Source organism: Arcicella rigui (assembly GCF_034929435.1).
Lineage (GTDB): Bacteria > Bacteroidota > Bacteroidia > Cytophagales > Spirosomataceae > Arcicella > Arcicella rigui.
In genome coordinates this window covers 1-22,270 of sequence record NZ_JAYFUM010000014.1, presented here as the reverse complement: position 1 = coordinate 22,270, position 22,270 = coordinate 1, and the positions used below count along the sequence as shown (strand labels likewise).

General features: G+C 35.2%; 20 protein-coding genes. 12 read left to right on the top strand and 8 right to left on the bottom strand.

What is annotated here, in order from left to right; all coding sequences use genetic code 11:
• The first annotated feature begins 80 nt into the window (after positions 1–80).
• A complete protein-coding gene (locus VB248_RS12435; RefSeq protein ID WP_323297110.1) occupies positions 81–920 on the top strand; it encodes a hypothetical protein in 840 nt (279 codons plus the stop codon).
• 122 nt (positions 921–1,042) lie between these two features.
• Positions 1,043–2,002 carry a 23S rRNA (adenine(1618)-N(6))-methyltransferase RlmF gene (gene rlmF / locus VB248_RS12430; RefSeq protein WP_323297109.1) on the top strand — a complete coding sequence of 320 codons (960 nt, stop codon included), beginning with the start codon at positions 1,043–1,045 and terminating at the stop codon, positions 2,000–2,002.
• A 1-nt stretch (position 2,003) separates the two neighbouring features.
• On the opposite strand, the gene VB248_RS12425 is transcribed toward rlmF, so the two are convergent.
• On the bottom strand, positions 2,004–2,258 hold the full coding sequence (locus VB248_RS12425; protein ID WP_323297108.1) for a DUF1456 family protein: 255 nt from the start codon (positions 2,256–2,258) through the stop codon (positions 2,004–2,006).
• Between the two features lie 463 nt (positions 2,259–2,721).
• Between VB248_RS12425 and carB the strand changes: the two genes are divergently transcribed.
• The 5 genes from carB (at position 2,722) to VB248_RS12400 (ending at position 10,477) form a co-directional block, all read left to right on the top strand.
• Positions 2,722–5,562: a carbamoyl-phosphate synthase large subunit gene (gene carB, locus VB248_RS12420; RefSeq protein ID WP_323297107.1), complete on the top strand. Its 2,841-nt coding sequence runs from the start codon at positions 2,722–2,724 to the stop codon at positions 5,560–5,562.
• A 413-nt stretch (positions 5,563–5,975) separates the two neighbouring features.
• A complete protein-coding gene (locus VB248_RS12415) occupies positions 5,976–7,154 on the top strand; it encodes a PepSY-like domain-containing protein (protein WP_323297106.1) in 1,179 nt (392 codons plus the stop codon).
• A 64-nt stretch (positions 7,155–7,218) separates the two neighbouring features.
• A complete protein-coding gene (locus VB248_RS12410; protein ID WP_323297105.1) occupies positions 7,219–8,481 on the top strand; it encodes an Ig-like domain-containing protein in 1,263 nt (420 codons plus the stop codon).
• A 78-nt stretch (positions 8,482–8,559) separates the two neighbouring features.
• A complete protein-coding gene (locus VB248_RS12405; protein ID WP_323297104.1) occupies positions 8,560–9,111 on the top strand; it encodes an RNA polymerase sigma factor in 552 nt (183 codons plus the stop codon).
• On the top strand, positions 9,098–10,477 hold the full coding sequence (locus VB248_RS12400) for a hypothetical protein (protein WP_323297103.1): 1,380 nt from the start codon (positions 9,098–9,100) through the stop codon (positions 10,475–10,477). The genes VB248_RS12405 and VB248_RS12400 overlap by 14 nt, the downstream gene beginning before the upstream one ends.
• Before the next feature lie 139 nt (positions 10,478–10,616).
• Here the strand turns inward: VB248_RS12400 and VB248_RS12395 are convergent, their stop codons facing one another.
• The 5 genes from VB248_RS12395 to VB248_RS12375 all read right to left on the bottom strand — a co-directional run bounded on the left by VB248_RS12395 (position 10,617) and on the right by VB248_RS12375 (position 13,787).
• Positions 10,617–11,099: a DinB family protein gene (locus tag VB248_RS12395; protein ID WP_323297102.1), complete on the bottom strand. Its 483-nt coding sequence runs from the start codon at positions 11,097–11,099 to the stop codon at positions 10,617–10,619.
• A 51-nt stretch (positions 11,100–11,150) separates the two neighbouring features.
• Complete coding sequence (locus VB248_RS12390) at positions 11,151–11,453, bottom strand: hypothetical protein (RefSeq protein ID WP_323297101.1); 303 nt, start codon at positions 11,451–11,453, stop codon at positions 11,151–11,153.
• 81 nt (positions 11,454–11,534) lie between these two features.
• Positions 11,535–11,990: a DinB family protein gene (locus tag VB248_RS12385; protein ID WP_323297100.1), complete on the bottom strand. Its 456-nt coding sequence runs from the start codon at positions 11,988–11,990 to the stop codon at positions 11,535–11,537.
• 1 nt (position 11,991) lies between these two features.
• Positions 11,992–12,468: a nuclear transport factor 2 family protein gene (locus tag VB248_RS12380; protein ID WP_323297099.1), complete on the bottom strand. Its 477-nt coding sequence runs from the start codon at positions 12,466–12,468 to the stop codon at positions 11,992–11,994.
• Positions 12,469–12,695: 227 nt separating this feature from the next.
• Positions 12,696–13,787 carry a Gfo/Idh/MocA family protein gene (locus VB248_RS12375; RefSeq protein WP_323297098.1) on the bottom strand — a complete coding sequence of 364 codons (1,092 nt, stop codon included), beginning with the start codon at positions 13,785–13,787 and terminating at the stop codon, positions 12,696–12,698.
• A gap of 149 nt (positions 13,788–13,936) precedes the next feature.
• On the opposite strand from VB248_RS12375, the gene VB248_RS12370 reads away from it, so the two are divergent.
• The 4 genes from VB248_RS12370 to VB248_RS12355 all read left to right on the top strand — a co-directional run bounded on the left by VB248_RS12370 (position 13,937) and on the right by VB248_RS12355 (position 17,938).
• On the top strand, positions 13,937–14,815 hold the full coding sequence (locus VB248_RS12370; RefSeq protein WP_323297097.1) for a ChaN family lipoprotein: 879 nt from the start codon (positions 13,937–13,939) through the stop codon (positions 14,813–14,815).
• Positions 14,816–14,972: 157 nt separating this feature from the next.
• Positions 14,973–15,542, top strand: a complete 570-nt coding sequence (locus VB248_RS12365) for a hypothetical protein (protein ID WP_323297096.1) — start codon at positions 14,973–14,975, stop codon at positions 15,540–15,542.
• A 12-nt stretch (positions 15,543–15,554) separates the two neighbouring features.
• Positions 15,555–16,118: a GNAT family N-acetyltransferase gene (locus VB248_RS12360; protein ID WP_323297095.1), complete on the top strand. Its 564-nt coding sequence runs from the start codon at positions 15,555–15,557 to the stop codon at positions 16,116–16,118.
• 128 nt (positions 16,119–16,246) lie between these two features.
• On the top strand, positions 16,247–17,938 hold the full coding sequence (locus tag VB248_RS12355) for a DUF262 domain-containing protein (protein ID WP_323297094.1): 1,692 nt from the start codon (positions 16,247–16,249) through the stop codon (positions 17,936–17,938).
• Between the two features lie 38 nt (positions 17,939–17,976).
• On the opposite strand, the gene VB248_RS12350 is transcribed toward VB248_RS12355, so the two are convergent.
• Positions 17,977–18,426 carry a hypothetical protein gene (locus VB248_RS12350; RefSeq protein WP_323297093.1) on the bottom strand — a complete coding sequence of 150 codons (450 nt, stop codon included), beginning with the start codon at positions 18,424–18,426 and terminating at the stop codon, positions 17,977–17,979.
• 124 nt (positions 18,427–18,550) lie between these two features.
• Entirely contained in the window at positions 18,551–19,423 is an 873-nt protein-coding gene (locus tag VB248_RS12345) for an Rpn family recombination-promoting nuclease/putative transposase (RefSeq protein WP_323297092.1), read from the bottom strand.
• 199 nt (positions 19,424–19,622) lie between these two features.
• Between VB248_RS12345 and VB248_RS12340 the strand changes: the two genes are divergently transcribed.
• Complete coding sequence (locus tag VB248_RS12340) at positions 19,623–22,064, top strand: TonB-dependent receptor domain-containing protein (protein ID WP_323297091.1); 2,442 nt, start codon at positions 19,623–19,625, stop codon at positions 22,062–22,064.
• Positions 22,065–22,270 lie beyond the last annotated feature (206 nt).

Here is a 22,270-nt window from a genome sequence, read left to right as displayed (position 1 = left end):
ATTAAAAGTCTAAACCTCAATCTTGAATCTGTTAGAGAATATTGTATATTGATTGATATTTATCTAACAATAGCAAACCCATGAAAGCATTGATATACTTACTTTTGGCTTTGGTCATTTTTACTGGTTGTTCTACTGATAATAGTACTACTACTGATGAACCTAATTCGATTGATAGTTTGAGGCAAAATTTCAATACGGTTTTCAAAGGCGTTTGGGTTTTGTCGGATTATCTTGAGGCTATCGAAAAAACAAAATCTCCCTTAAAATCTTCCGATAAATTAGAAGGCGTAGTTACGATGGTTATTGACAAAATTACTCACGCCGATAGTATGCGTATTGGCGTAAGCTGGAATAACCATGAAGGATATGATTTCACCGCTTATTTTCGTCAGGGACAAAATCGGAATAGTCTAAAAACTAACTTGCCCGACTATGAAGAAAAAACTAATTTCTATGAACTATCTTATGAAAGTATCGGAAATGAAATTTTCTTGTGGCTCAATCATTATAATAAAAACAAGCAACTGATTGATAAAAGAAGATTTGATAAAGTAGCAACTACACAACCTGACACAGACCTTACTTGGGGTTTGCAATATGCTGTAAATGAGCGATTATTTGTAGGGAATTATTTGTTGATAGACAGTACAGAAACCCTAAGAAAAGTATATTTAAAAAGTGATGGCACGTTGACTGGCTATCCCGCTTTCAAGACCTACTATGTAATGACCGATTATTTGGGTGGCCCTGTGGCAATGCTTGATAAAGTTATTTTTAATATTGATACAGACCGTTCAAAAGGCTTTGCTTTTAAAAAACTAAAGGATACTACTTATCTATACAGCACAACTGGCGACGAAGACGCAGGCGAAATCGTAAAGATTGACAAAGTACGATACAAACTTGTGAAAAACTAAAATGGTTTAGTGGTGAGGAAAGAGTATCTTTTAATATTGCCCCCCAAGACAACTTTCATAATTTACCCCAGCTAAATCCCCATTTTCGTATCTTTGTACACAATCATTTAAAATTTGAAGTTTTGTCAAACGATTCTGTACATATTCGGACTGAAAAAACCGCTTTGCATCCTCGCAATCCTCATCGCTTTTCTTACAATTTCAAGGCTCTGATTAACACTTGTCCAGCATTGGCTGAGTATGTGTTTATTAATCAATATCAAATTGAAAGTATTGATTTTGCAAATGCTTCGGCTGTAAAGTGTTTGAATTTGGCTTTGTTGAAACATTTTTACGGTCTGGAGTATTGGGATATTCCACCACATTTTTTGTGTCCGCCTATTCCCGGACGAGCTGATTATATTCATTACTTGGCAGATTTATTGGCGGAAACAAACCATGGAAATATTCCTACGGGCAGTACAGTTAAGGTATTGGATATTGGTACTGGGGCAAATTGTGTGTACCCAATCGTTGGGAATCGTTCGTACAATTGGCAGTTTGTGGGAAGTGATATTGACAAAACAGCCATCGCTTCTGCACAAAAGATTGTTGACATGAATCCTTTATTGAAAAATGCCATAGAATGTCGTTGGCAAAATAATGCACAACATATTTTTAAAGGAATTATTCAGCCTGAGGAACGCTTTGACTTAACCCTTTGCAATCCTCCCTTTCACGCTTCGGCGGCTGAGGCGAATGCTGGAACACTTCGAAAATGGAAAAATCTGGGTAAAAAGCCCCAAGCAGCATTGAACTTTGGTGGACAAAATGCAGAACTTTGGTGTAAGGGTGGTGAAGAGGCTTTTGCCTGTAAGATGGTGGAAGAAAGTACTCTTTTTTCAGAAAATTGTCTTTGGTTTACTTCTCTGATTTCAAAGAAAACCACTTTGCCCAAAGTGTATAATATGCTAAAAAAAGTAAAAGCTTTGGAAGTAAAAACCATAGAGATGGCTCAGGGACAAAAGGTAAGTAGATTCGTAGCTTGGACTTTTCTTAGCAAATCGGCACAACAAGAATGGCAAAAACGTAAAATACAGTAAATTATTTAATGGGCTTTACTGGCGAAGGTTTTTTGTCTTCTTTGGGCCCTCGAAGGTGAATAACCAAGCCATTCAAGAAGTTTCTAAGAATTTGGTCACCACAAGGTTTAAAATTTGGGTGGTCTTCATTACGAAACAATGCCCCAATTTCAGCTTTTGAAACCTTGAAATCAACTAATTTAAGTATCTCTACAATTTGGTCGTCACGTAATTGCAAGGCTACTCTTAGCTTTTTTAAAATATCATTATTCGACATGATTTTGCGGATAAAAAGGATTTGAAAATATTCTGTACAACAAAGTTAATTCCTTCTACTGATTTTTCAAGATTGTTTCACAAAGCAAGTAGAGCAAAAATCACCAAGCATTTATAAAATGCTACGTATAGCATAAGTGAATTAGCGAAAAATTAAAATATAAATAATTCAAGAAGATAATAGACAAATCCATAAAATACAATCTTAGTCTTTTACTTTCGTTCGTTTCTATTACCTTTGTACAATTTTTGGGGATAGGTTATCGGTTTTCTGATTAATATTATCCATTTTTTAGTCTCCGCATGATTGTCTCTTCAAAAATTATACAGCATCACTTTCCAAAATCAGTGATTTTATATTTTTAAATCTTGGATATTGTTCTAAAGTATTGAACCTTGGGAAGTTAATACCAGCTTAAATATCTTTCAATTAAAACTATCCAACTCAAAAACTAATACAAAAAGTGCCAAAAGATTCATCCATCAAGTCCGTATTGATTATCGGTTCAGGTCCAATTATCATCGGTCAGGCTTGCGAGTTCGACTACTCAGGTTCGCAGGCGGCTCGTTCACTCCGAGAAGAAGGTATCAAAGTTGCTTTAATTAATTCCAACCCCGCTACGATTATGACAGATCCACTTAATGCGGATTATGTCTATCTAAAACCCCTCGACAAGAAGTCAATCGTTGAAATCTTAGAGAAACATCAAGCTGAGGGAACTCCAATTGATGCTGTTTTACCAACTATGGGTGGACAAACGGCGTTAAATTTAGCGATTGATTGTGATGCTTCGGGCATTTGGGAAAAATACAATGTTCGTATTATTGGCGTGGACATCAAGGCGATTGAAACTACGGAAGATAGAGAAAAATTCCGTTTGAAAATGCTTGAAATTGGTGTAGGCGTTTGTAAAGGACGTACTGCTCGCTCGTTTTTGGAAGGAAAAGAGATTGCTCAAGAAACAGGTTTCCCATTAGTAATTCGCCCTTCATTTACTTTGGGTGGTACTGGTGGTGGTTTCGTGAACAATCCAAAAGATTTTGATGCAGCCCTCAACAAAGGCTTGCACGCTTCGCCAACGCACGAAGTATTGGTAGAACAATCTATCATGGGTTGGAAAGAATATGAATTAGAATTATTGCGTGATAATCTCGGAAACGTAATTATCATTTGTTCGATTGAAAACTTCGACCCAATGGGTATTCACACCGGAGACTCAATCACTGTTGCACCAGCCATGACTTTACCTGATACCATTTATCAGAAAATGCGTGATATGGCCATCAAAATGATGAATGCGATTGGGCAGTTTGCGGGTGGATGTAACGTACAGTTCTCGTTGAATCCAGCAACAGACGAAATCATTGCTATCGAAATCAACCCTCGTGTATCTCGCTCGTCTGCTTTGGCTTCAAAAGCTACTGGTTATCCAATTGCCAAAATTGCGGCAAAAATGGCAATCGGTTACAACTTGGATGAATTAACAAACGCTATTACTGGTACTACTTCGGCGTACTTCGAGCCAGCACTTGATTACGTAGTGGTAAAAGTACCACGTTGGAATTTTGATAAATTCAAAGGGGCTGACAAAACTTTGGGCTTGCAAATGAAATCTGTTGGTGAAACAATGGGTATCGGTCGCAATTTCCAAGAAGCTCTTCAAAAAGCTTGTCAATCACTTGAAATCAAGAGAAATGGAATGGGAGCAGATGGTAAAGGATTACTTGACCAAGATGCTATCATGCACTCTTTGGCAAATCCTTCTTGGAATCGTCTTTTCCATATCTACGATGCCTTTAAAATGGGTATTTCTTTCAAAACAATTCAACAAACTACTAAAATCGACAAATGGTTCTTATACCAAATTGAAGATTTAGTAAGAGTTGAAAATACTTTAGAGAAATATACTTTAAGCTCTGTTCCGAAAGAATTATTGGAAGAAGCAAAACACAAAGGTTTTGCCGACCGCCAAATCGCTTACTCTTTACGTTGCTTAGAATCAGAAGTTTACGAGAAAAGAAACAGCTTAGGTATCAAACGTATTTATAAATGTGTTGATACTTGTGCAGCAGAATTTGAGGCAAAAACACCTTATTTCTACTCTACTTTCTCGCAAGGTTCTGGAAGTTTAGATAACGAATCTGTAAAAACAGACAAGAAAAAAGTAGTGGTTTTAGGTTCTGGACCAAACCGTATCGGACAAGGTATTGAGTTTGACTACTCTTGTGTTCACGGTGTTTTGGCGGCGAAAGAAGCAGGTTATGAGGCAATTATGATTAACTCGAACCCTGAAACTGTTTCGACTGACTTTGACATCGCTGATAAATTATACTTCGAACCAGTATTCTGGGAACACGTGTACGACATCATTCAGCACGAAAAACCAGAAGGTGTAATCGTTCAATTAGGTGGACAAACTGCCTTGAAATTGGCGGAGAAACTTACTAAACACGGTATCAAAATCATCGGTACTTCATTTGAAGCCCTTGATTTAGCCGAAGACAGAGGAGCGTTCTCGACACTTTTACAAGAAAACAATATTCCTTTCCCTAAATTCGGAGTTTGCGAAGATGCCGACAACGCCGTAGAATTGGGTCGTAAATTAGGTTATCCTTTATTGGTTCGTCCTTCTTATGTATTAGGTGGACAATCAATGAAAATCGTTATCAACGAAGAGGAATTGGAGCAACACGTAGTAGATATTTTAAGAGATATTCCGGGTAATAAAATCTTACTTGACCATTTCTTAGAAAATGCTATCGAAGCAGAAGCAGATGCCATTTGTGATGGCGAAGATGTGTATATCATCGGAATTATGGAACACATCGAACCAGCAGGTATCCACTCTGGTGACTCGCACTCGGTACTTCCTCCATTCGATTTATCTCCAAATGTGATTCGTCAAATCGAAGAACATACCAAGAAAATCGCCGTGGCACTTCGTACCGTTGGTTTATTAAATATCCAATTTGCCATCAAAGACGAAGTAGTATATATCATCGAAGCCAACCCTCGTGCTTCTCGTACAGTTCCGTTTATCTGTAAGGCTTATCAAGAACCTTATGTAAACTATGCTACGAAAGTAATGTTAGGAGCGAAAGTAAAAGACTTTACTTTCAACCCAGTGAAGAAAGGTTATGCCATCAAAATTCCAGTATTCTCGTTCAATAAATTCCCGAATGTAAACATGGAATTAGGACCAGAAATGAAATCAACTGGTGAAGCCATTTACTTCATTGATTCATTGAAAGACGAGTTCTTCCGCAAAGTTTATGGCGAACGTAATTTATACTTGTCGAAATAAGTAGTGATTGGTAAATAGTAATTGGTGATTAGTTTTTTAACATTCTAATCATCAATTATTTACAAAAAAATATTTAAGTAATGAGTCAAAATTAATTTTAACTATTTTACTTACGGTCTATTGCCTAAAGTATTACAAGTAATTTAATGCTGCCTGATTACTTAATTAATTTTACATCCGACATCACAAATCCTAAATCTAAAAAACAAAAACCTCAGTCAAAACATTTGGCTGAGGTTTTGTCTTTTTTAATAATTTTTAACATTCATGCAACCCTTTACTTCTTTCTTCCTGTCTTTTTATCGAAGTGCATTTCTTCTCAATTATTTTCTTTAATGGAGGTCTTGATCAAATTTTTCAGTAAAGAAAGCATAACAATAGTGTGTTTGTTAAAACCAAATTTGTATTACTTTATGAAAAAAATATTTTTTGTAGCCTGCTCACTTCTTTTCGTGGGTTTGCTTAGTAGTTGCAAGGAAGAGTTAGAGAGCATCCAAGCACAAAATCAATCTCAGACAGATGCTACTTCAGCCGCCAAAGTTTCGGCTGTCATTAAACAAGATTATCCAACAGCAGCCAACATTGTGGTTTCTACGATAGATTCCAGCAAAGTTTATGGCTGTGATTTTACTGTTAATGGTGTTTCGCACGAGGCTACGGTTTCTTCCAACGGAAAGATTTTAAGTACTTATTCCGTTACCGACGATTCTACCAAAGTAACTTTACCAGAAGCTATCAAAACCTATTTAAATACCAATTATGCAGGGTATAAATTCGAGAAAATAGCCGTTGGAAAAGATGCTAATGGAGCAGTTTCATACAAAGTATTAATCGAATACAAAGACCAAAAAGTTACTTTACTTTTTGATGCGACAGGTACTTTGGTGGCTACTTTTACAGAACCGAAAGGACAGAAATCTGGTAAAACGCCAAAAACTTATTCGGCAACGCTAACAGATTTGCCTGCTAATATCCAAAGCCAATTAAGCGGTTATGATTTTGTAGGAGCGGTTATCAAAACAAATTCTGATGCTACAAAAACCTATTTCGTAGCAGCCAAAAAAGGAGAAGTACTTTACGAATTAACCTTTGATAACAATGGAGTTTTAACAAAAACAAATGAAGTAAAACTTAAACTACCCAAATTGAGTGATAAATATTTGAGTGAATCTGATTTGCCACAAGTGATAAAAGATTATATTTCAAGTAATTATGCAGATTGGAAGTTTGAAAAAGGGGTTGTCGTAACGAAAGACTCGGTAGTGAGTAATTATATCGTTGCTATTTCAAAAAGTGGAAAATATACAACGCTTACTTTTGATGGCAGTGGTAAGATTATCAGCGTGAACGCTCCGAAGTCACCTGATTTCCCTAAATTTGAAGACAAAGCTATCACAAGTAGCGAATTACCTCAAGTAATTACCGATTACCTAAATAAAGTTTATACAGGTTGGTCGCTTACAAAAGGTAGCGTTAATTTAAAAGATAATGTTATTCAGTCTTATTTGCTCTATGTTACCGTTGGTACGAACAAATATTACGTCTATTTTGATAAAGACGGTGAATTTGTAGCAGCAAAAAGAGATAAATAGTAAATTATGAGTGAAATGGTTGGTCAGTATTATTACTGACCAATCTTAAACTCTAAAAAACAATATGAAGCTATTTTTGGGAATATTTTTAATCACAGTATTGAGCTTAATATGGGCTTGCGACGAAATAAAAGAAGTTGCCCCACCTATTAAACCAATAGATTCTACTGTGACTTTGATTCAAGATAAAGATTTTTATAGCCAACCCAATAATTTTATAGCGATTGATACAAAGTCTTTGTTGAAATCATCAGGATATGCTTCAATAAAGATGGAAAACACGCCTGTGTATGGGAAAATGACCTTTTCAAAAACAGGTTACTTAGTGTATAAAGCTGATTCCACCAAAAGTGAAGTAACAGAAGTGTTGATTTACAAAATGATGAATGGAAATCCGGCTAAGGATAAGCGTGATACCCTGAGAATTCATATTGCGGCGAATATTAGTCAAGTTCCATGTAATGCTGGGGCAATTCCAGATGTATTTACGGTAAAAGTAAATACTTCTACGCTCTTAGATGTGTTGGCTAACGACAGGTATTGCAATGCCATTGTAGATTCTTCGAGTTTTAAAATTATCGAACAACCACTTTTTGGTACGGCTGTAATTCAAAACAATAAAGTACTTTATACACCCAATAATAACCTTGAGCAAAATGATATTTTTTTCTATCAAATCTGCACAAAAGGCACTAATCCAGTGTGTAAAGTAGTAGGCGTAAAAATCAATATCGAAGGAGCAACTTGTAGAAATATTCTTGTCCCTGATATACTTGTCATTGATAAAAACGATACCACTGCGAAGGTGATTAAGGTACTCGAAAACGATAAAATTTGTGATAATTATGACCGAAAAAGCCTAAAAATAAGTATTCCGCCACAATTTGGAAAAGCTATTGTAAATGCCAATGCTGATATAGAGTACACACAAACGGCAAACAAAGAAGGTAATGATTTATTTGAATATATGATTTATGATAAAAATGGTGCTAACCCGCAAAAGATGGTTGTGCAAGTAATTATCAGAAATACGCCAGAATGTAAGCCTGATGTAAAAAATGGGCAAATGGAAATATCAGCAAGCCAAGTGAAAGATACAGAAATAGAGATTCCTTACTTTTTGTATGTTTCAAATTGTACTGTTATCAAGGAAATCAGTATTGAATCGAAACCCACTTTTGGAATGATACGAATACAAGACAAGAAAATTTACTATAAACTAAAACAGCAAGATGGAAAAGAATATAACGACCAGTTTAAGTATGTGATAACCACTACTAACAACGACATCTTGAAGGCCAATTTTACCGTAAGAATTAAAAAATAAAAGTGAAATAAAGGTTAGTTTTATAGAGAAATTCCTTATTCAACTAATCTTTATTGACACTTTTTCAAAACTCACTAAATGCTAAACGAACAGGAATTAGTCAAAGCCTGCCAAAAAAACGACCGCAAAGCCCAAACTGCTTTTTACAACCTGTACAAAAGCAAGTTGATGGGTGTTTGCCGGCGTTATACTCGCACGCCAGATGAAGCCGAAGATATCTACCAAGAAGCATTTGTAAAGATATTTAATAATATACATACCCTCGAAAACCCTAAAGCAGTAGCGGCGTGGGTTCGCAAGACTGTGATTCACACTGCCATAAATTATTATCATGCTAATTTAAAATTTCAACAAAATACGGATTATGAAAATATTGTACTAAGCAACGATGATTACCCGAACCTATTGGCGAATCTTTCAAGCGAAGATTTGCTAAAACTTATCAATCAACTACCCGATGGCTACCGTATGGTTTTTAACCTTTATATCATTGATGGCTACAATCATGCAGAAATTGGTGAACTGTTGGGCGTAAGTGAGAATACATCTAAGTCGCAACTCTCACGAGCGAAAGAACTGCTTAGAAAGCAATTAAAACAAATGGGAATTGTCAGCTATGAACGCAATTGATAACGAAAAAGACCCTTTTGAGGACATTTTTCGAGATACATTTTCTGATTTTGAATCAGAACCCGACGCTCTACTTTGGGAAAAAATAGAGCCTCAACTTCCTGTAACTCCTACTCGCAAATTACCTTATTGGCAATTTGCCTCAGTAGCAATCGTGCTTTTATTGGCAGGGTTGTCGCTCTATGTTGTTTCTTCAATGAAAAACCAGCACGACATTCCTTCAATTGAAAAAGCCGAAAAAGAAAATCATACAGTACCACAATCCGCTCAAGAAAAAACTACTCCAAACGAAAGTAAAGCCGTAGAAGATTTAAGTACTTCAAAAAATAATGAAGTTTTAGAAGAATCAAATTCGGCGGATAATAGTACCCATGAAATCAGAACCGAATCGAATAAAGCAATAATCCTTACTGAAAAATCAACCCTTAAGCCCTCTAAAGAAAGAACAAATTCAACAACAGAAAGACAACAACAGCATCAGACAGTACTTTCAAAAAATTCTCAGAAATTTTTTGGTGGCGGAGGCAATAAAACGCCAAGAGGCGATGTATTCTCTCCCAACGAGCGTGTAAACAACGAAACATTCAGTGGTGTTCGTAACGAAAACACAGGGCAGACGCAAGAAAACAACAATGTGTCCTCTCAGCACTTCGTATCCGCACTTCAACCCAAATTGTTTCATCCTTATCTAAATCATTTTAAATCACCCAAAATTCGCTACCGAGGGCCAAAACCTACTGCTTATTACAAAGAACCAAAGCCAGTAGAGTTTTATGCCAGTGCGATGCCTTTGATTAATTACTACACGATTACTCCAAATGGAAATGATGCTAATTATGTCCACAAAATTGTGGTTAATGATGATGCCGACCGTTTGGGAGTTTATGCACAAGCTGGTTTGGTGTTTACTTTATCGGATAGATTGAAGCTCAGAACAGGACTTACTTTTACTAAAACTAACCATAGTTTTAACTACCAAGTAAGAACCGACTCGTTGGTAGTTCAGTCCTCAGATAATGGAAATGCTGATGCAAGTTTTGTAGAAGTGAGTAAAGTATATGCACAATCAGCCAATTATTTAGGCACTAAAGTAGAATTGCAATATACTTTTTTGAAGGGGGAATCGCTTTCACATTATATAAATGTAGGTGTTGAAGGAGCTTATAGACTCAGTGGCGGTCAGGCGTTGAATGGTTTTGCGAATATCGCTTATGGAATCACTCGCCAAATTGGAGACAATGCCTTTTTGTTTATAGAACCTACTTACAGCTACTCGCTTAATCAACAAAGTGATTCTAATTCTTTGTTATTAATCAAACCCAATAAGATTGGATTTAATATTGGGATAAATTTCAAATTAAAATGATTAGCTTATTTAATTTTTGCTGGAAGGCAGCGCTAAGTATTGTATTGATTGTTGTAGGAATTACACTTTCTTTATTCAGTGGTAAAATCGGTAAACTATAAAAGCAAAGCGGTCTGAATGAGATTTCAGACCGCTTTTTTTAATTTCTTAAACGAACAATGATGTTCTTTAGGTAGCTCATTTCTCCATAATGTGTATTTTCATGTAATAAGAAAAATGAGACTTGCTCGCCCACTGTTTTACCAAAAGGAAGTTTAATAATACTTTCAGCTTCCCATTGTTCTGGAGTAATCTCCGTCAGTAATGTAATAATTCTTTCGCCTCTTGTTTGAAAAACGCTGATTAAATCTTCCATCTTAGTATAGGCATCATTTGCCAGTAAAGAAGTACCCGGAGCAAATGCTTCTTTTTCTCCTTCGTAAACACTCAACTTTTCAGCAGGATTTAAGATTTTGATAATGGTATTTCTCATAAATGTTAGATGCCCAAGCTCCCAAGCCAAATGGTTTACTTTGTCGTAAGGACGAAAGAAAACTTCATCCCCTTTCATTTCCGAAGCAATTTTGGCAATACGGCTACTCGAAGTAGCGAAGCCTTTCTGTAAAAAAGGAATTAATTGCATAAAGTATTAAGATTGTTTTTATCGTTTTTGGAATTAAATATTCAAAGAAAATCATTTTACTTTATCTGCATCAGAAGAGACAAAATGTGACTCATGACTCAATTTATCTGCATCAGAAGAATCAAAATGTGACTCACGACTCAATTTATCTGCATCAGAAGAATCAAAATGTGACTCACGACTCACTTTATCTGCATCAGAAGAATCAAAATGTGACTCACGACTCACTTTATCTGCATCAGAAGAATCAAAATGTGACTCACGACCCACTTTAGCTGCATCAGGAGAATCAAAAAGCGACTCATTACTCACTTTATCTGCATCAGAAGAATCAAAATGCGACTTACGACTCACTTTAGCTGTATCGGAAGAAACAAAATGTGACTAATGACTCACTTTAGCTGCATTTGGTAAATATTCCTCACTCCAAACTCCTCATTCCAAACTCAAAAAATGGTGGTCGAGATGACGGATATAATCTTTGGCTACGAATTCAAGCGTTACTAAATCTTGCCCTAACATAGGCGTAGTTTCGTTGCCCCAATTAGTGATGGTTTGATAATTTTCTTTGGGTAAATTCAACAATACTCTACAAAAGTGTTTATTCAATAGTACCCAGAGTTGTATTAAATCTTTTGTATCATAATGTTGGTAATCAGCCGCTTTTACCCATTCGTTTTGCCGGTAAATGATATGAGCATTTTCTTGATATTGCCCAACGACCATTCTGCGGATATTACTTTGAGCGGAGTCAATCAAATGCCCTAACACTTCTTTTTTTGACCATTTTTCTGGACTTACTTTTAATGCTAAATCAGCTTCCGAATGAGCTGAAAAGTATTTTTCTACCTCTACAATTCTATTGAGCAATTGTTCAACTACTTCTTCCATTTTATTGATATTCTGGATGTTTGGCAATAAATTTTTTAAGATTCCCCATCGCTCTTTCTCTTACTTGTTTTTTCAAGAAGGGAGTCCAGCCCAAGAGTTTTCCAATCATTCCCAACGACTGTGAAGACCAGCGATAAAAGCTGAATTTATCATGATGCGTCAGGATTTTACCATCTTTAAAAGTAAAAGTAGCGTCGATGATATTATGCACTTTATTGCCCGATTGCGAGAAAGTGTACCAAGCTTCCCAATGTGCTTTGCCAGTATTTTCATCCGCTTCAACACCCGAAAACTCTACAACCACACTTGCCCCAACGCCACAAAGCATTCGCCACATGGCTGGTACTTCTTTACCTTTCAAATCAAAGGCTTCGTCTTTGAAAGTTGCTTCGGGATGATAACATTCTCCCATCGTTTTGAAGTCTTTTACCTTAAAAGCTTCATAAAAAGTATGGATTAATTTTTCGTTTGTGTTCATGGTTATTTTAGCTATGAGCCTTTAGCTATGAGCTTTGAGATTTAGTTTTTTTAAATAGAATGAAAAAATGAGATTTAGAATTTCAAATAAAAATAAAAAGCTCATTGCTCGTAGCTCAAAGCTCACAGTTATGAGTTTTGAGTATTAAGCCTTGAGCAATAAGATTTATATTTTCAAATAAAAAGCTCATGGCTCATAGCTCACTGCTCAAAGCTAACAGCTTAAAGCTATACTTTAATTTCCTTCCCAGTTTTAGCCGCTTTAAAGATGGCTTCAATCAATTTCATATCTCTTAAACCTTCTTCACCCGGCGTGATATTCGGTTTGTTTTCAAGAATACTTCCGCAAATACCGTCTAATTCAAGTACTTGATGATAGACGATAGGTAAATCCATCGGCCCTTTTGAAGTTTTGCCTTTCAATGGCCCATAGTCATAAGCAGGCGACATTTCTAAATTGCCATTTTCATAACCCACATACAAGCGTTGCAAACCACTGTTGTAAGTAGTAGTATGATTAGAAACCGCTCCGCTCGGAAATTTCATTTGCCAGAAAAGCGTTTCTTCAATGCCCGGCAAGTAAATATCTGGACGAGTTTTTACTGTTTGAGCCGTTACCGAAATAGGTTCTTCGCCAGTGGCATAACGAGCGGCATTCAGTGCATAAATGCCCACATCCATCATTGGGCCTCCGCCCGAAAGCTTCGGATTCAATCGCCAAGCTTTTGGGTCACGCAAAGGAAAACCAAAACTTGCTTCTATAAAAGTAACTTTCCCAAAATCTTTATCTTTTGCCAAACGCATTACTTCGTTGGTGAATGGCTCATAATGCAAACGATAGCCAATGGCTAATTGAACATTGGCAGCCTTGCAAGCGGCAATCATTTCTTCTGCTTCTTTTACCGAAACAGCCATCGGTTTTTCACAAATGACGTGTTTCCCAGCTTTTGCTGCACGAAGCGTAAACTCGTGGTGCATTGAGTTTGGCAAAACCACATAGACAACATCAATGTCGGGATTATCGGCAATTTGGTCAAAATTTTGATAATTGTAGATGTTTTTATCTGGAATTTTATACTTTTTCTTCCAAGTTTCTACCTTAGAAGGCGTTCCCGTAACGATTCCTGCCAAGCGACAATTAGCAGTTTTTTCTAAAGCTGGTGCTAACTGATAAGTAGCGTAATAGCCCAAACCAACCAAAGCTACGCCCAATTTTTTCTCGGGAGCGATAGCCGCATTCGCTTGTAAAGCAGAAAGCATCGGAACTGTAAGCGAAGTAGCAGCAAAAGTTTTTAAGAAATCTCTTCTTGTGTTTTTCATAGTTTATTAAAAAATAAAAGGGTTTTATTGAAATGCAATATTTTTTAGTTTTCGGCTGTCGGATTTCGGCTGTCGGATTTTCAATGAATTTCCTTAATTTTAAGGTATCGACTTAATTTTCTTATTACATTCATCCAACAAAAACCATTATGAAAACGTACTTATCTGCCATAATTTTGATGCTCTTTACCTGTGCTTTGTCGTCCGACAAACCTGCTTATTTGTTGTACAACAAAAGCTTAAAAGAGACATCTTATCAAAAAATGCTCAAAGAATTGGCAGAAGCCGACATTGTTTTCTTTGGTGAATTACATGATAATTCTTTAAATCATTGGCTTGAATTACAGGTTACGAAAGACTTGTACAAAGAGAAAAAAGAAAAATTGGTATTGGGTGCAGAGATGTTTGAAGCCGATAATCAAACCGTTTTGAACGAGTACTTAAAGGGTTTTATTACCGCCAAACAATTTGAAACCGAAGCAAAAGTATGGCAAAATTATCAAACAGATTATAAACCTTTATTGGATTTTGCCTTGAAAAATAAATTGAATTTTGTGGCAACTAATATTCCTCGTCGCTATGCGAGTATGGTATCAAAAGGAGGTTTAGATGCACTGAATCAATTATCAGAAGATGCCAAAAAGAACATTGCTCCGCTACCGATTGAAGTTGACTTAACTTTGCCTGCTTACGCAGAAATGATGAAAATGGGCGGCATGCACGGAAGTGGTGGCACAAGTATTTCGGCAGAGAATATTACCAAAGCACAAATTATTAAAGATGCTACGATGGCGAATTTTATTTTAAAGAATTGGCAACAAGAACAGTGTTTTTTGCATTATAATGGAAGTTATCATTCCAATAATTTTGAAGGCATCGTTTGGCATTTGAAAAGAAAAAATCCTGCTTTGAAAATTATGACCATTAATACCATCGAAGCCAGCGACATTGAAAACCCAAGCGAAAAAGTAAAAAACTCAGCGGATTTCATTTTTGTGATTCCTGATGATATGACGAAAAGCTATTAGATTTCGGGTTTCGGATTTCAGATGTCGGCTTTCAGATTTCAATTAAAAAAAACAATCACTAAATCACAACTCACTCATTCACAATTTTAAACACAATCACTAACTCACAATTAAAAAAATAATCACTAAATCACCATTCACTCAATCACAATTAAATATGCAAGACATAGAACCATTTTATAATTGGGAGAATTTGTATGTGGCTTCAAAAGACCCACGTTCGCCCTTTTATGAGCGTCTCTATAATACTTCTTATTACGAACATGATATTTATGGATACTTTATTCATCCATTTTGGGATGAATTTGAATCCGAGACTTTATACTGTAAAATCCTTTTTTGTGATTACGAACAACGATTTGTGATTATTGAAATGTTTGGCGAATGGAATGATACTTTGCACAACGATATTATGTGGTTTAAGCGAAATGTTATCGACCATCTCGTGAATCAAGGAATCAACCAGTTTATTCTGGTAGGCGAAAATGTACTGAATTTTCATGGAAGCTATGAAGACGATTATTATGCAGAATGGTTTGAAGAAGTAGAAGACGGTTGGATAGCAGCCTGTAATTTTAGAGATTTTGTCCAACAAGAATGGACAAAATTTAGGTTAGATTATTACTTAAATTTCGGTGGAACTTTAGACGTTGTCAATTGGCGAGTTTTAGCTCCACGACAATTTTATGAAGTAATAAAAGCATTAATGACAAGACGATTAAATTAAATATTCCTTACAATGAGCGTAATTTTCACAACGGTTAGTACAGACGACGAAATCTGGCAATTATTAGCATTACAACAAAAAAACTTACCCAGAAATATTTCAGAAGAAGTAGCCAACGACCAAGGCTTCGTTACGGTGGTTCATAATTTTGATTTACTCTCTCGCATGAATGCGGCTTATCCACAAATTATTGCCAAAGATGGAGATAAAGTAGTTGGCTATGCTTTAGTAATGGCAGAGAGTTTTAGATATGATATTCCTGTACTGACGGCGATGTTTACCATGTTGGATGAATTGGAGTATGAAGGAAAATTAGTGAAGGATTATCGCTATTATGCGATGGGACAAATTTGCGTAGCAGAAGGCTATCGTGGACAAGGTATTTTTGATGGACTTTACGCCAAACACAAAACTGAATTATCGGATAAATTTGACCTTTGTATTACCGAAATTGCCAAAAGGAATACTCGTTCTTTGGCAGCACATAAAAGAGTAGGTTTTGAAATCATCCACGAATATTTCGATACAACGCATCCGGAACTTTGGGAAGTTGTACTTTGGGATTTCCGAAAGTAAATACAATTTATCGTAAACTTTTCTTATCAATTTCTCGCTCAGTAGCGGATTTTAGCGAAATTACCATTATAAATTGCTATTTTAAAGATTACAAGCAAAAGAGGGTAAAGTATTAAAGATTAATAATCATGAAAGGAATTCAAGACACATCGAGTAAAACTTACCGCCAATTAATGGGCAATGGTTTGAGATATGAAATTCCAAAATTTCAGAGAGATTATACTTGGGAGGCGGAACAATGGGACGATTTATGGCAAGACATAAAATCCCTTCTAACCAATGAAGAAACTGAACACTACATGGGTTATCTCGTACTTCAGACTTCAAATAATAAAAACTTTCTCATTATAGATGGGCAACAGCGATTGACAACATTGAGTATCTTGATATTAGCAACTTTAAAATGTTTGAAAGACTTAGTTGAAAGTGGAGTTGATGCAGAGAAAAATCATAGACGTAAAGAAAATCTTCAAAATAGTTACATTGGTTATGTTGATCCAGTAACACTTATTTCAAATAACAAACTTAAATTAAATAGAAACAGTGAAGATTATTATAAGCAACATTTAGTTCTTTTAAGGGATTTGCCCCTCAGAAATACTAATTCCTCTGAAAAACACATGAGGGAATGTTTAATGTGGTATTATGATAAAATTAAAAAGGACTTTAAAACTGGAGAAGAGTTAGCTGCATTCATAGACAACATTGTGGATAAGTTATTCTTCACTGTTATTGAGGTAACTGACCAAATAAATGCGTTTAAAGTATTTGAAACGTTAAATGCAAGAGGTGTACAACTCTCCTCCTCTGATTTATTAAAAAACTACCTTTTTTCGGTTGTAGATGAAACAAATCCCCATATTTCTGAAATAGAAGAATTAGAAAATATTTGGAATAGCATTGTAGGGAAATTAGGCGAACAAAAGTTTGAAGACTACCTTAGATACTATTGGAATAGTGAAAATAAAACTGTAGGAAAGAAGAATCTTTTTAAATCAATAAAAACAAATATTTCAACTAAAGAGAAAGTATTTGCTTTGGTTAGAAACCTACGTGACACTGCTGATATTTATATTGCAATTCAGAATCCAGATGATGTGACTTGGAATACAAATATTGAAATCAGAGAATCTTTGAGAGAATTAAAGCTATTTCAGATTAGACAAACAAATTCATTGTTGATGGCTGGCTATAAAAATCTTGATACGAGTGCTTTTAAAAAATTAGTAAGAACTTGCTCAATTATTTCATTCCGCTACAATATAATTGGGGGACTCAATCCAAATGCTCAAGAGGAAGTTTATAACTCAATTGCACTAAAGATAAATGCTAATAAACAATTTTCAGTGCAGGATTTTCAACCAATTTACATTTCAGATATAAACTTTGAAAATGACTTCTCTACTAAAGAGTTTAAAAATACAAGTCGTAATCATAAAATTATAAAATATATTTTATCTAAAATTGAAGCTTATAAATATCAAAACGAAATAAGCCCTGAAAGCGATTTATATACGATTGAACATATTTTACCCGAAAGTGCAGATGAGTCTTGGGGAATGAGTCAAGAATCTATAAATCGTTCTGTATATAGGATTGGGAATTTAACATTATTGGAAAAGAAGTTGAACAAAGGTGCTGATGTATTGAGGTATTCTGATAAAGTCAATTTCTTCAACAAGAGTAATAGCAGAATTACGAATTCACTGTCTGAAAATTATGAATCATGGAGTGAAGAGAAAATTTCAGCAAGACAAAGAGACCTTGCAAAAGATGCTAAATCAATTTGGAGAATTCAAGAGTTAGATTCAAAAAAGTAAGGTTGTTTCTTATTTAGCAACAACCTTACTTACTTTTTTTATTTCTTCACCCGCACATACTTCTCAATAATCACGTGGTCGATTCCGAGTTTTTCAATCTTCTCAACGCCCTTTTGGATTAAAGTATCATTTTGGATTTTTACGTTAAAAGTAAACGTATTATGTTCCCAGTTTTTGTCAACAAAATAGTCTAAGTGTTCAGTGTAAACGCTGTCCACCAAAGTATATACTCCGCCACCTGCTGAAAAAGCATTAGATGAATCTTTAGGAGGATTCACTAAATGATTCATAAAAGCAAAATGGGTGGGATTGATAATCTTAATCATTTCTATTTTGGGATTAAAAGTAGAATATGAAGTATCCTTTTCAATCGTTTCTGCCGCCACTAATTGCCAAGTACCAAGCAGTGGGTTTTCTTTTTCTTTAGGTTTACAAGCCCATAAAGTAGCAAAAGCTACGCTCAAAGTTAAACAAGTCTTTAGGTTCATGTTGGATTTTTTTTGGTAAAATAGCATGAATCCTATAAGATTTTTGACTTGTATTAACCAGATAGAGAATTTTTTATCTTAGAACAAATCTGATTCTTACCATACTTTCAAATTTACGATCTGCTCAAAGTTTCTCAATTTCACTTTCGTCCAGTCCTGTTAATTCGGAAATATCTTTTGAAGAAAGTCCTTTACTTTTCATCTTCAGTGCTATTTCTAAAATTCCTTCTTTCTTTCCTTCTACTTTTCCTTCCTTTTTCCCTTCAATCTTTCCTTCGTCGAATGCCGTGTCAATAACGCCTTTTAAATCTCTGTATATTTTCAAACTATGTTCATAAGTATCTAATTCTGCTTGTCCAAGTTTGGCTAATTCAGCTTTTTCAAAAGCTTTAGAAAAGACCTCATCATTAAAAATGGCAGGGATATGCTGAAAATCTTCTAAATGCTTAATAAAGTACAACCACTGGTCTAATCGGTTTTCTAAAGCTGATTCTGTTTTTTTGAAATTGGGCATTTCAAGATAAATATAAGTAAGCTTATCATAGAAAACTTTACCGTTTTGATTCTTGAGCTTTATGGTATGAACTACTTCATGCTTTTCTGCATCATTTTTATAATCATCAAATTTAAAGTCCAAGATACCAATACAATAAACAGCCTTTAACTGATAATTCCACTCGCCTCTTTCTGCTTGTTCTCCGATAGGAAAAGTAGAATAGTAAATGGTTCTTTCTCTAAAGTAATTTTGTTTGGCTTTCTGCAATTCTACAATAAATTTTTCGCCTCTTTCATTTTCACAGTAAATATCATTAATCGCTTTTCGGTCATCTTCTGTCTGCCCAAGCTGTTCTGTGTTTTTGAATGTTAAGTCAATTATTTTATAGACTTGAGGCAAAAGGGCATTCAAAAAATCAATCAAAAGAGGCTTGCTGGCTTCTTCTCCAAAGATTTTCTTAAATCCAAAATCTGTAAATGGGTTTACATACTTCGCCTTCATAATTTTGATGTTTCTTTTAAAACAAAAATAAACATTTTTTGCCGATGACTGCTAATGAAATTATACTTAGTCAGGTTCTATCTCGTCTATAAGCTTTTGTTTTATGTCGCTGCTAAAGTTCATTTCAACACAACTTCAAATTCCTTACAGAATTCTTGATTAGTTTTGTTCTCAAACATCAGCATTTATATCACAAAATATGAACAAATTAGTAATCACAGCCTTACTTGTGATGAGTACAGTTTTCGCTTTTGCTCAGAACAAACATAATATTTCAGGAAAACTCATCAATGGCTCAAATCAGCAAGCTTTGCCTTTTGCTTCTGTTATTGTATTAAAAACCCAAGCTAATGGCGAAGACATTTTACTAAAAGGTGTGAATACCAACGAAGCTGGTGAATTTTCTATTCAAAACCTTCCTGCCGAAAATCTTAAAATAAAAATCTCATTTATTGGCTATCAGAATTTTGAAAAAGTACTTCAACTCGGTGCTGAAGAAACTTCTTTGGGAATCATTTCTTTACAACCAGAACCAAAAATGCTGAAGGAAGTAACCGTGACGGCGACTAAAAATAGTGCTTCGATGGGAATGGACAAAAGGGTTTTTAGTGTAGAACGAAACCTAACGACGGTTGGTGGTACTGCTGAAAATTTACTTAGAAATTTACCTTCTTTAACGATTAATCCTGACGGAACGGCGAATCTTAGAAATATGGGGGCTACCATTTATATCAATGGAAAGCCAACACAATTGAGTTTAGCTCAAATTCCTGCTGGACAAATTGAGTCGGTAGAAGTAATTTCAAACCCTTCGGCAAAGTATGAAGCGGCGGCTTCAGGAGGAATTGTGAATTTAATTTTGAAAAAAAATCGTCAAGCTGGCTATAATGGTACTGTAAGTGTTGGGTTTGGGAATAATTCACGCTACGATGGCATGGTGAATTTAAACCTGAATCAAGGCAAATGGAATATGTCGGCTTTATACAATTTCAATGCTACACAAAACCCTTTGAATAGCTATGCTTACAGAACTAATTTTGCCACAGACGGCTCGGTGACAAGTTATTATAATCAAAACACTAATGTTTCATTAAACAACCTTTTTCATAATATTCGTTTGGTGGCTGATTATAATCTTGATAAAGCCAATACTCTTTCGCTGGCAGGTACTTATGTAAAAGGCGAGTATAATTCGCAGACGAATCAACAGTTTCAAAATTTAGATGCCAATGAGCAATTGCTAAGTTATGGCGGAAGAAATACGCAACCCCATAATACTTTTAATAATATTGGACTTGAATTTGACTGGAAACATACTTTTGCACAAAAAGGAAAATCTTTAAGTTTTATCAGTTCATTTACCAGAAATAATTTATCAAATGCCGCTGATTGGTTTACTACTTCCATGACTGCCGATGGTAAGAATCAAACAGGTTTTCCAGAAACTGATGTAATTGCAGGAAATACTGTTGGTAATCAAATTTTAGGACAATTGGATTATGTGAAACCGCTCAACGATTCTACAAAAATTGAGTTAGGGCTACGAAGCTATACTTATATCCGTGACCAGAAATATCTTTTTTCAAAGTTGGATGAAGTAAGTAACAGCTTTATTTTACAAAAAGATTATTCACAAGATGCCAATATTACCGAAACCATCAACGCCATTTACGGAATGTATTCTACCAAATGGAAAAAGAATATTAGTTTTTCGGCTGGCTTACGATTTGAACAATCGAGTTTAACGGGTGTTTCAAATCTTGACCCAAATTCAAATTTCGGTTATAAATTTCCTGCAAGTAATGGCGATAATTTGATTAAAGCGTTGTTTCCGTCGATGTCTATCAGTAAAAAAATCAATGCCGAATCAGAAATTGGTTTGAACTTTAGTAGAAAAGTAGGCAGACCTAATTTTAGACAATTATTTGTAGGAATTCAGGCAAATGATAAACAAAATATCACGATTGGAAATCCGAAAATTCAGCCAGAATTTGTCAATACAGCTGAACTGAATTATAATACTGCTTTTGGGAAAGTAAACTGGTTGTCAAGCATTTACTATATCTACGAAGACAATACGATTAAGCCAATTGTACAGGCTTCTACTACCGACCCTTCGGTTTATATCACTACATTTATCAATGCTCAAGCAGATATTCAATCGGGTTTTGATAATACCTTAACTTTTTCAATCGGTAAAAAACTTAATTTTTTAGCCAATTTGAATGTATTCAATATGGTATTGAAATCAGCAGATTATGAAAAAGCCATGTGGCGTTACAATAGCAAATTGAACATTAGCTACAAAGTAACAAGTAGTATTTCGGCACAATTGAACATGAATTATGATAGCAAAGCACCACAATTACAAGGTTATCGTTCGTCAATCAAAGCGATGGATTTTGCTATCAGAAAAAGTTTTATGAATAATAAGGCAAGTGTTTTATTTACGATTAATGATGTTTTCAACTCCCGAAAACCCATTACGGTATATGACCAACCAAGCTCTTTCCAAGAATCTATGAACCGAAGAGAAGTTCGATTCTATAAATTAACCTTACAATTACCCATCGGAAACAGCACTGCTGCGAAGAAAAAAGACATAAGAGTAAATCGACCAGACGTAGATTTTAATAACTAAAGAAAGTAAATAAACATAAACATGAGTCATCCCGAATTTTGGGCAAAGCTTATCCATAGGATATTGTAAATGGCTATTCTTAATCTGTAAACATGAGTCATCCCGAATTTTGGGCAAAGCTTATCCATAGGATATTGTAAATGGCTATTCTTAATCTGTAAATCGGTATCGAAGTACTTCGGTACCGATTTCCTGTTCTATGACAC

Coding starts and splice junctions, on each gene's coding strand:
- VB248_RS12435 (WP_323297110.1), top strand. CDS start 81: ATGAAAGCATTGATATACTTACTTTTGGCTTTGGTCATTTTTACTGGT.
- VB248_RS12360 (WP_323297095.1), top strand. CDS start 15,555: ATGAGCGTAATTTTCACAACGGTTAGTACAGACGACGAAATCTGGCAA.
- VB248_RS12395 (WP_323297102.1), bottom strand. CDS start 11,099: ATGCAATTAATTCCTTTTTTACAGAAAGGCTTCGCTACTTCGAGTAGC.
- VB248_RS12405 (WP_323297104.1), top strand. CDS start 8,560: ATGCTAAACGAACAGGAATTAGTCAAAGCCTGCCAAAAAAACGACCGC.
- VB248_RS12340 (WP_323297091.1), top strand. CDS start 19,623: ATGAACAAATTAGTAATCACAGCCTTACTTGTGATGAGTACAGTTTTC.
- VB248_RS12400 (WP_323297103.1), top strand. CDS start 9,098: ATGAACGCAATTGATAACGAAAAAGACCCTTTTGAGGACATTTTTCGA.
- VB248_RS12365 (WP_323297096.1), top strand. CDS start 14,973: ATGCAAGACATAGAACCATTTTATAATTGGGAGAATTTGTATGTGGCT.
- VB248_RS12385 (WP_323297100.1), bottom strand. CDS start 11,990: ATGGAAGAAGTAGTTGAACAATTGCTCAATAGAATTGTAGAGGTAGAA.
- VB248_RS12375 (WP_323297098.1), bottom strand. CDS start 13,787: ATGAAAAACACAAGAAGAGATTTCTTAAAAACTTTTGCTGCTACTTCG.
- VB248_RS12425 (WP_323297108.1), bottom strand. CDS start 2,258: ATGTCGAATAATGATATTTTAAAAAAGCTAAGAGTAGCCTTGCAATTA.
- VB248_RS12355 (WP_323297094.1), top strand. CDS start 16,247: ATGAAAGGAATTCAAGACACATCGAGTAAAACTTACCGCCAATTAATG.
- VB248_RS12345 (WP_323297092.1), bottom strand. CDS start 19,423: ATGAAGGCGAAGTATGTAAACCCATTTACAGATTTTGGATTTAAGAAA.
- VB248_RS12415 (WP_323297106.1), top strand. CDS start 5,976: ATGAAAAAAATATTTTTTGTAGCCTGCTCACTTCTTTTCGTGGGTTTG.
- VB248_RS12350 (WP_323297093.1), bottom strand. CDS start 18,426: ATGAACCTAAAGACTTGTTTAACTTTGAGCGTAGCTTTTGCTACTTTA.
- VB248_RS12410 (WP_323297105.1), top strand. CDS start 7,219: ATGAAGCTATTTTTGGGAATATTTTTAATCACAGTATTGAGCTTAATA.
- VB248_RS12380 (WP_323297099.1), bottom strand. CDS start 12,468: ATGAACACAAACGAAAAATTAATCCATACTTTTTATGAAGCTTTTAAG.
- VB248_RS12370 (WP_323297097.1), top strand. CDS start 13,937: ATGAAAACGTACTTATCTGCCATAATTTTGATGCTCTTTACCTGTGCT.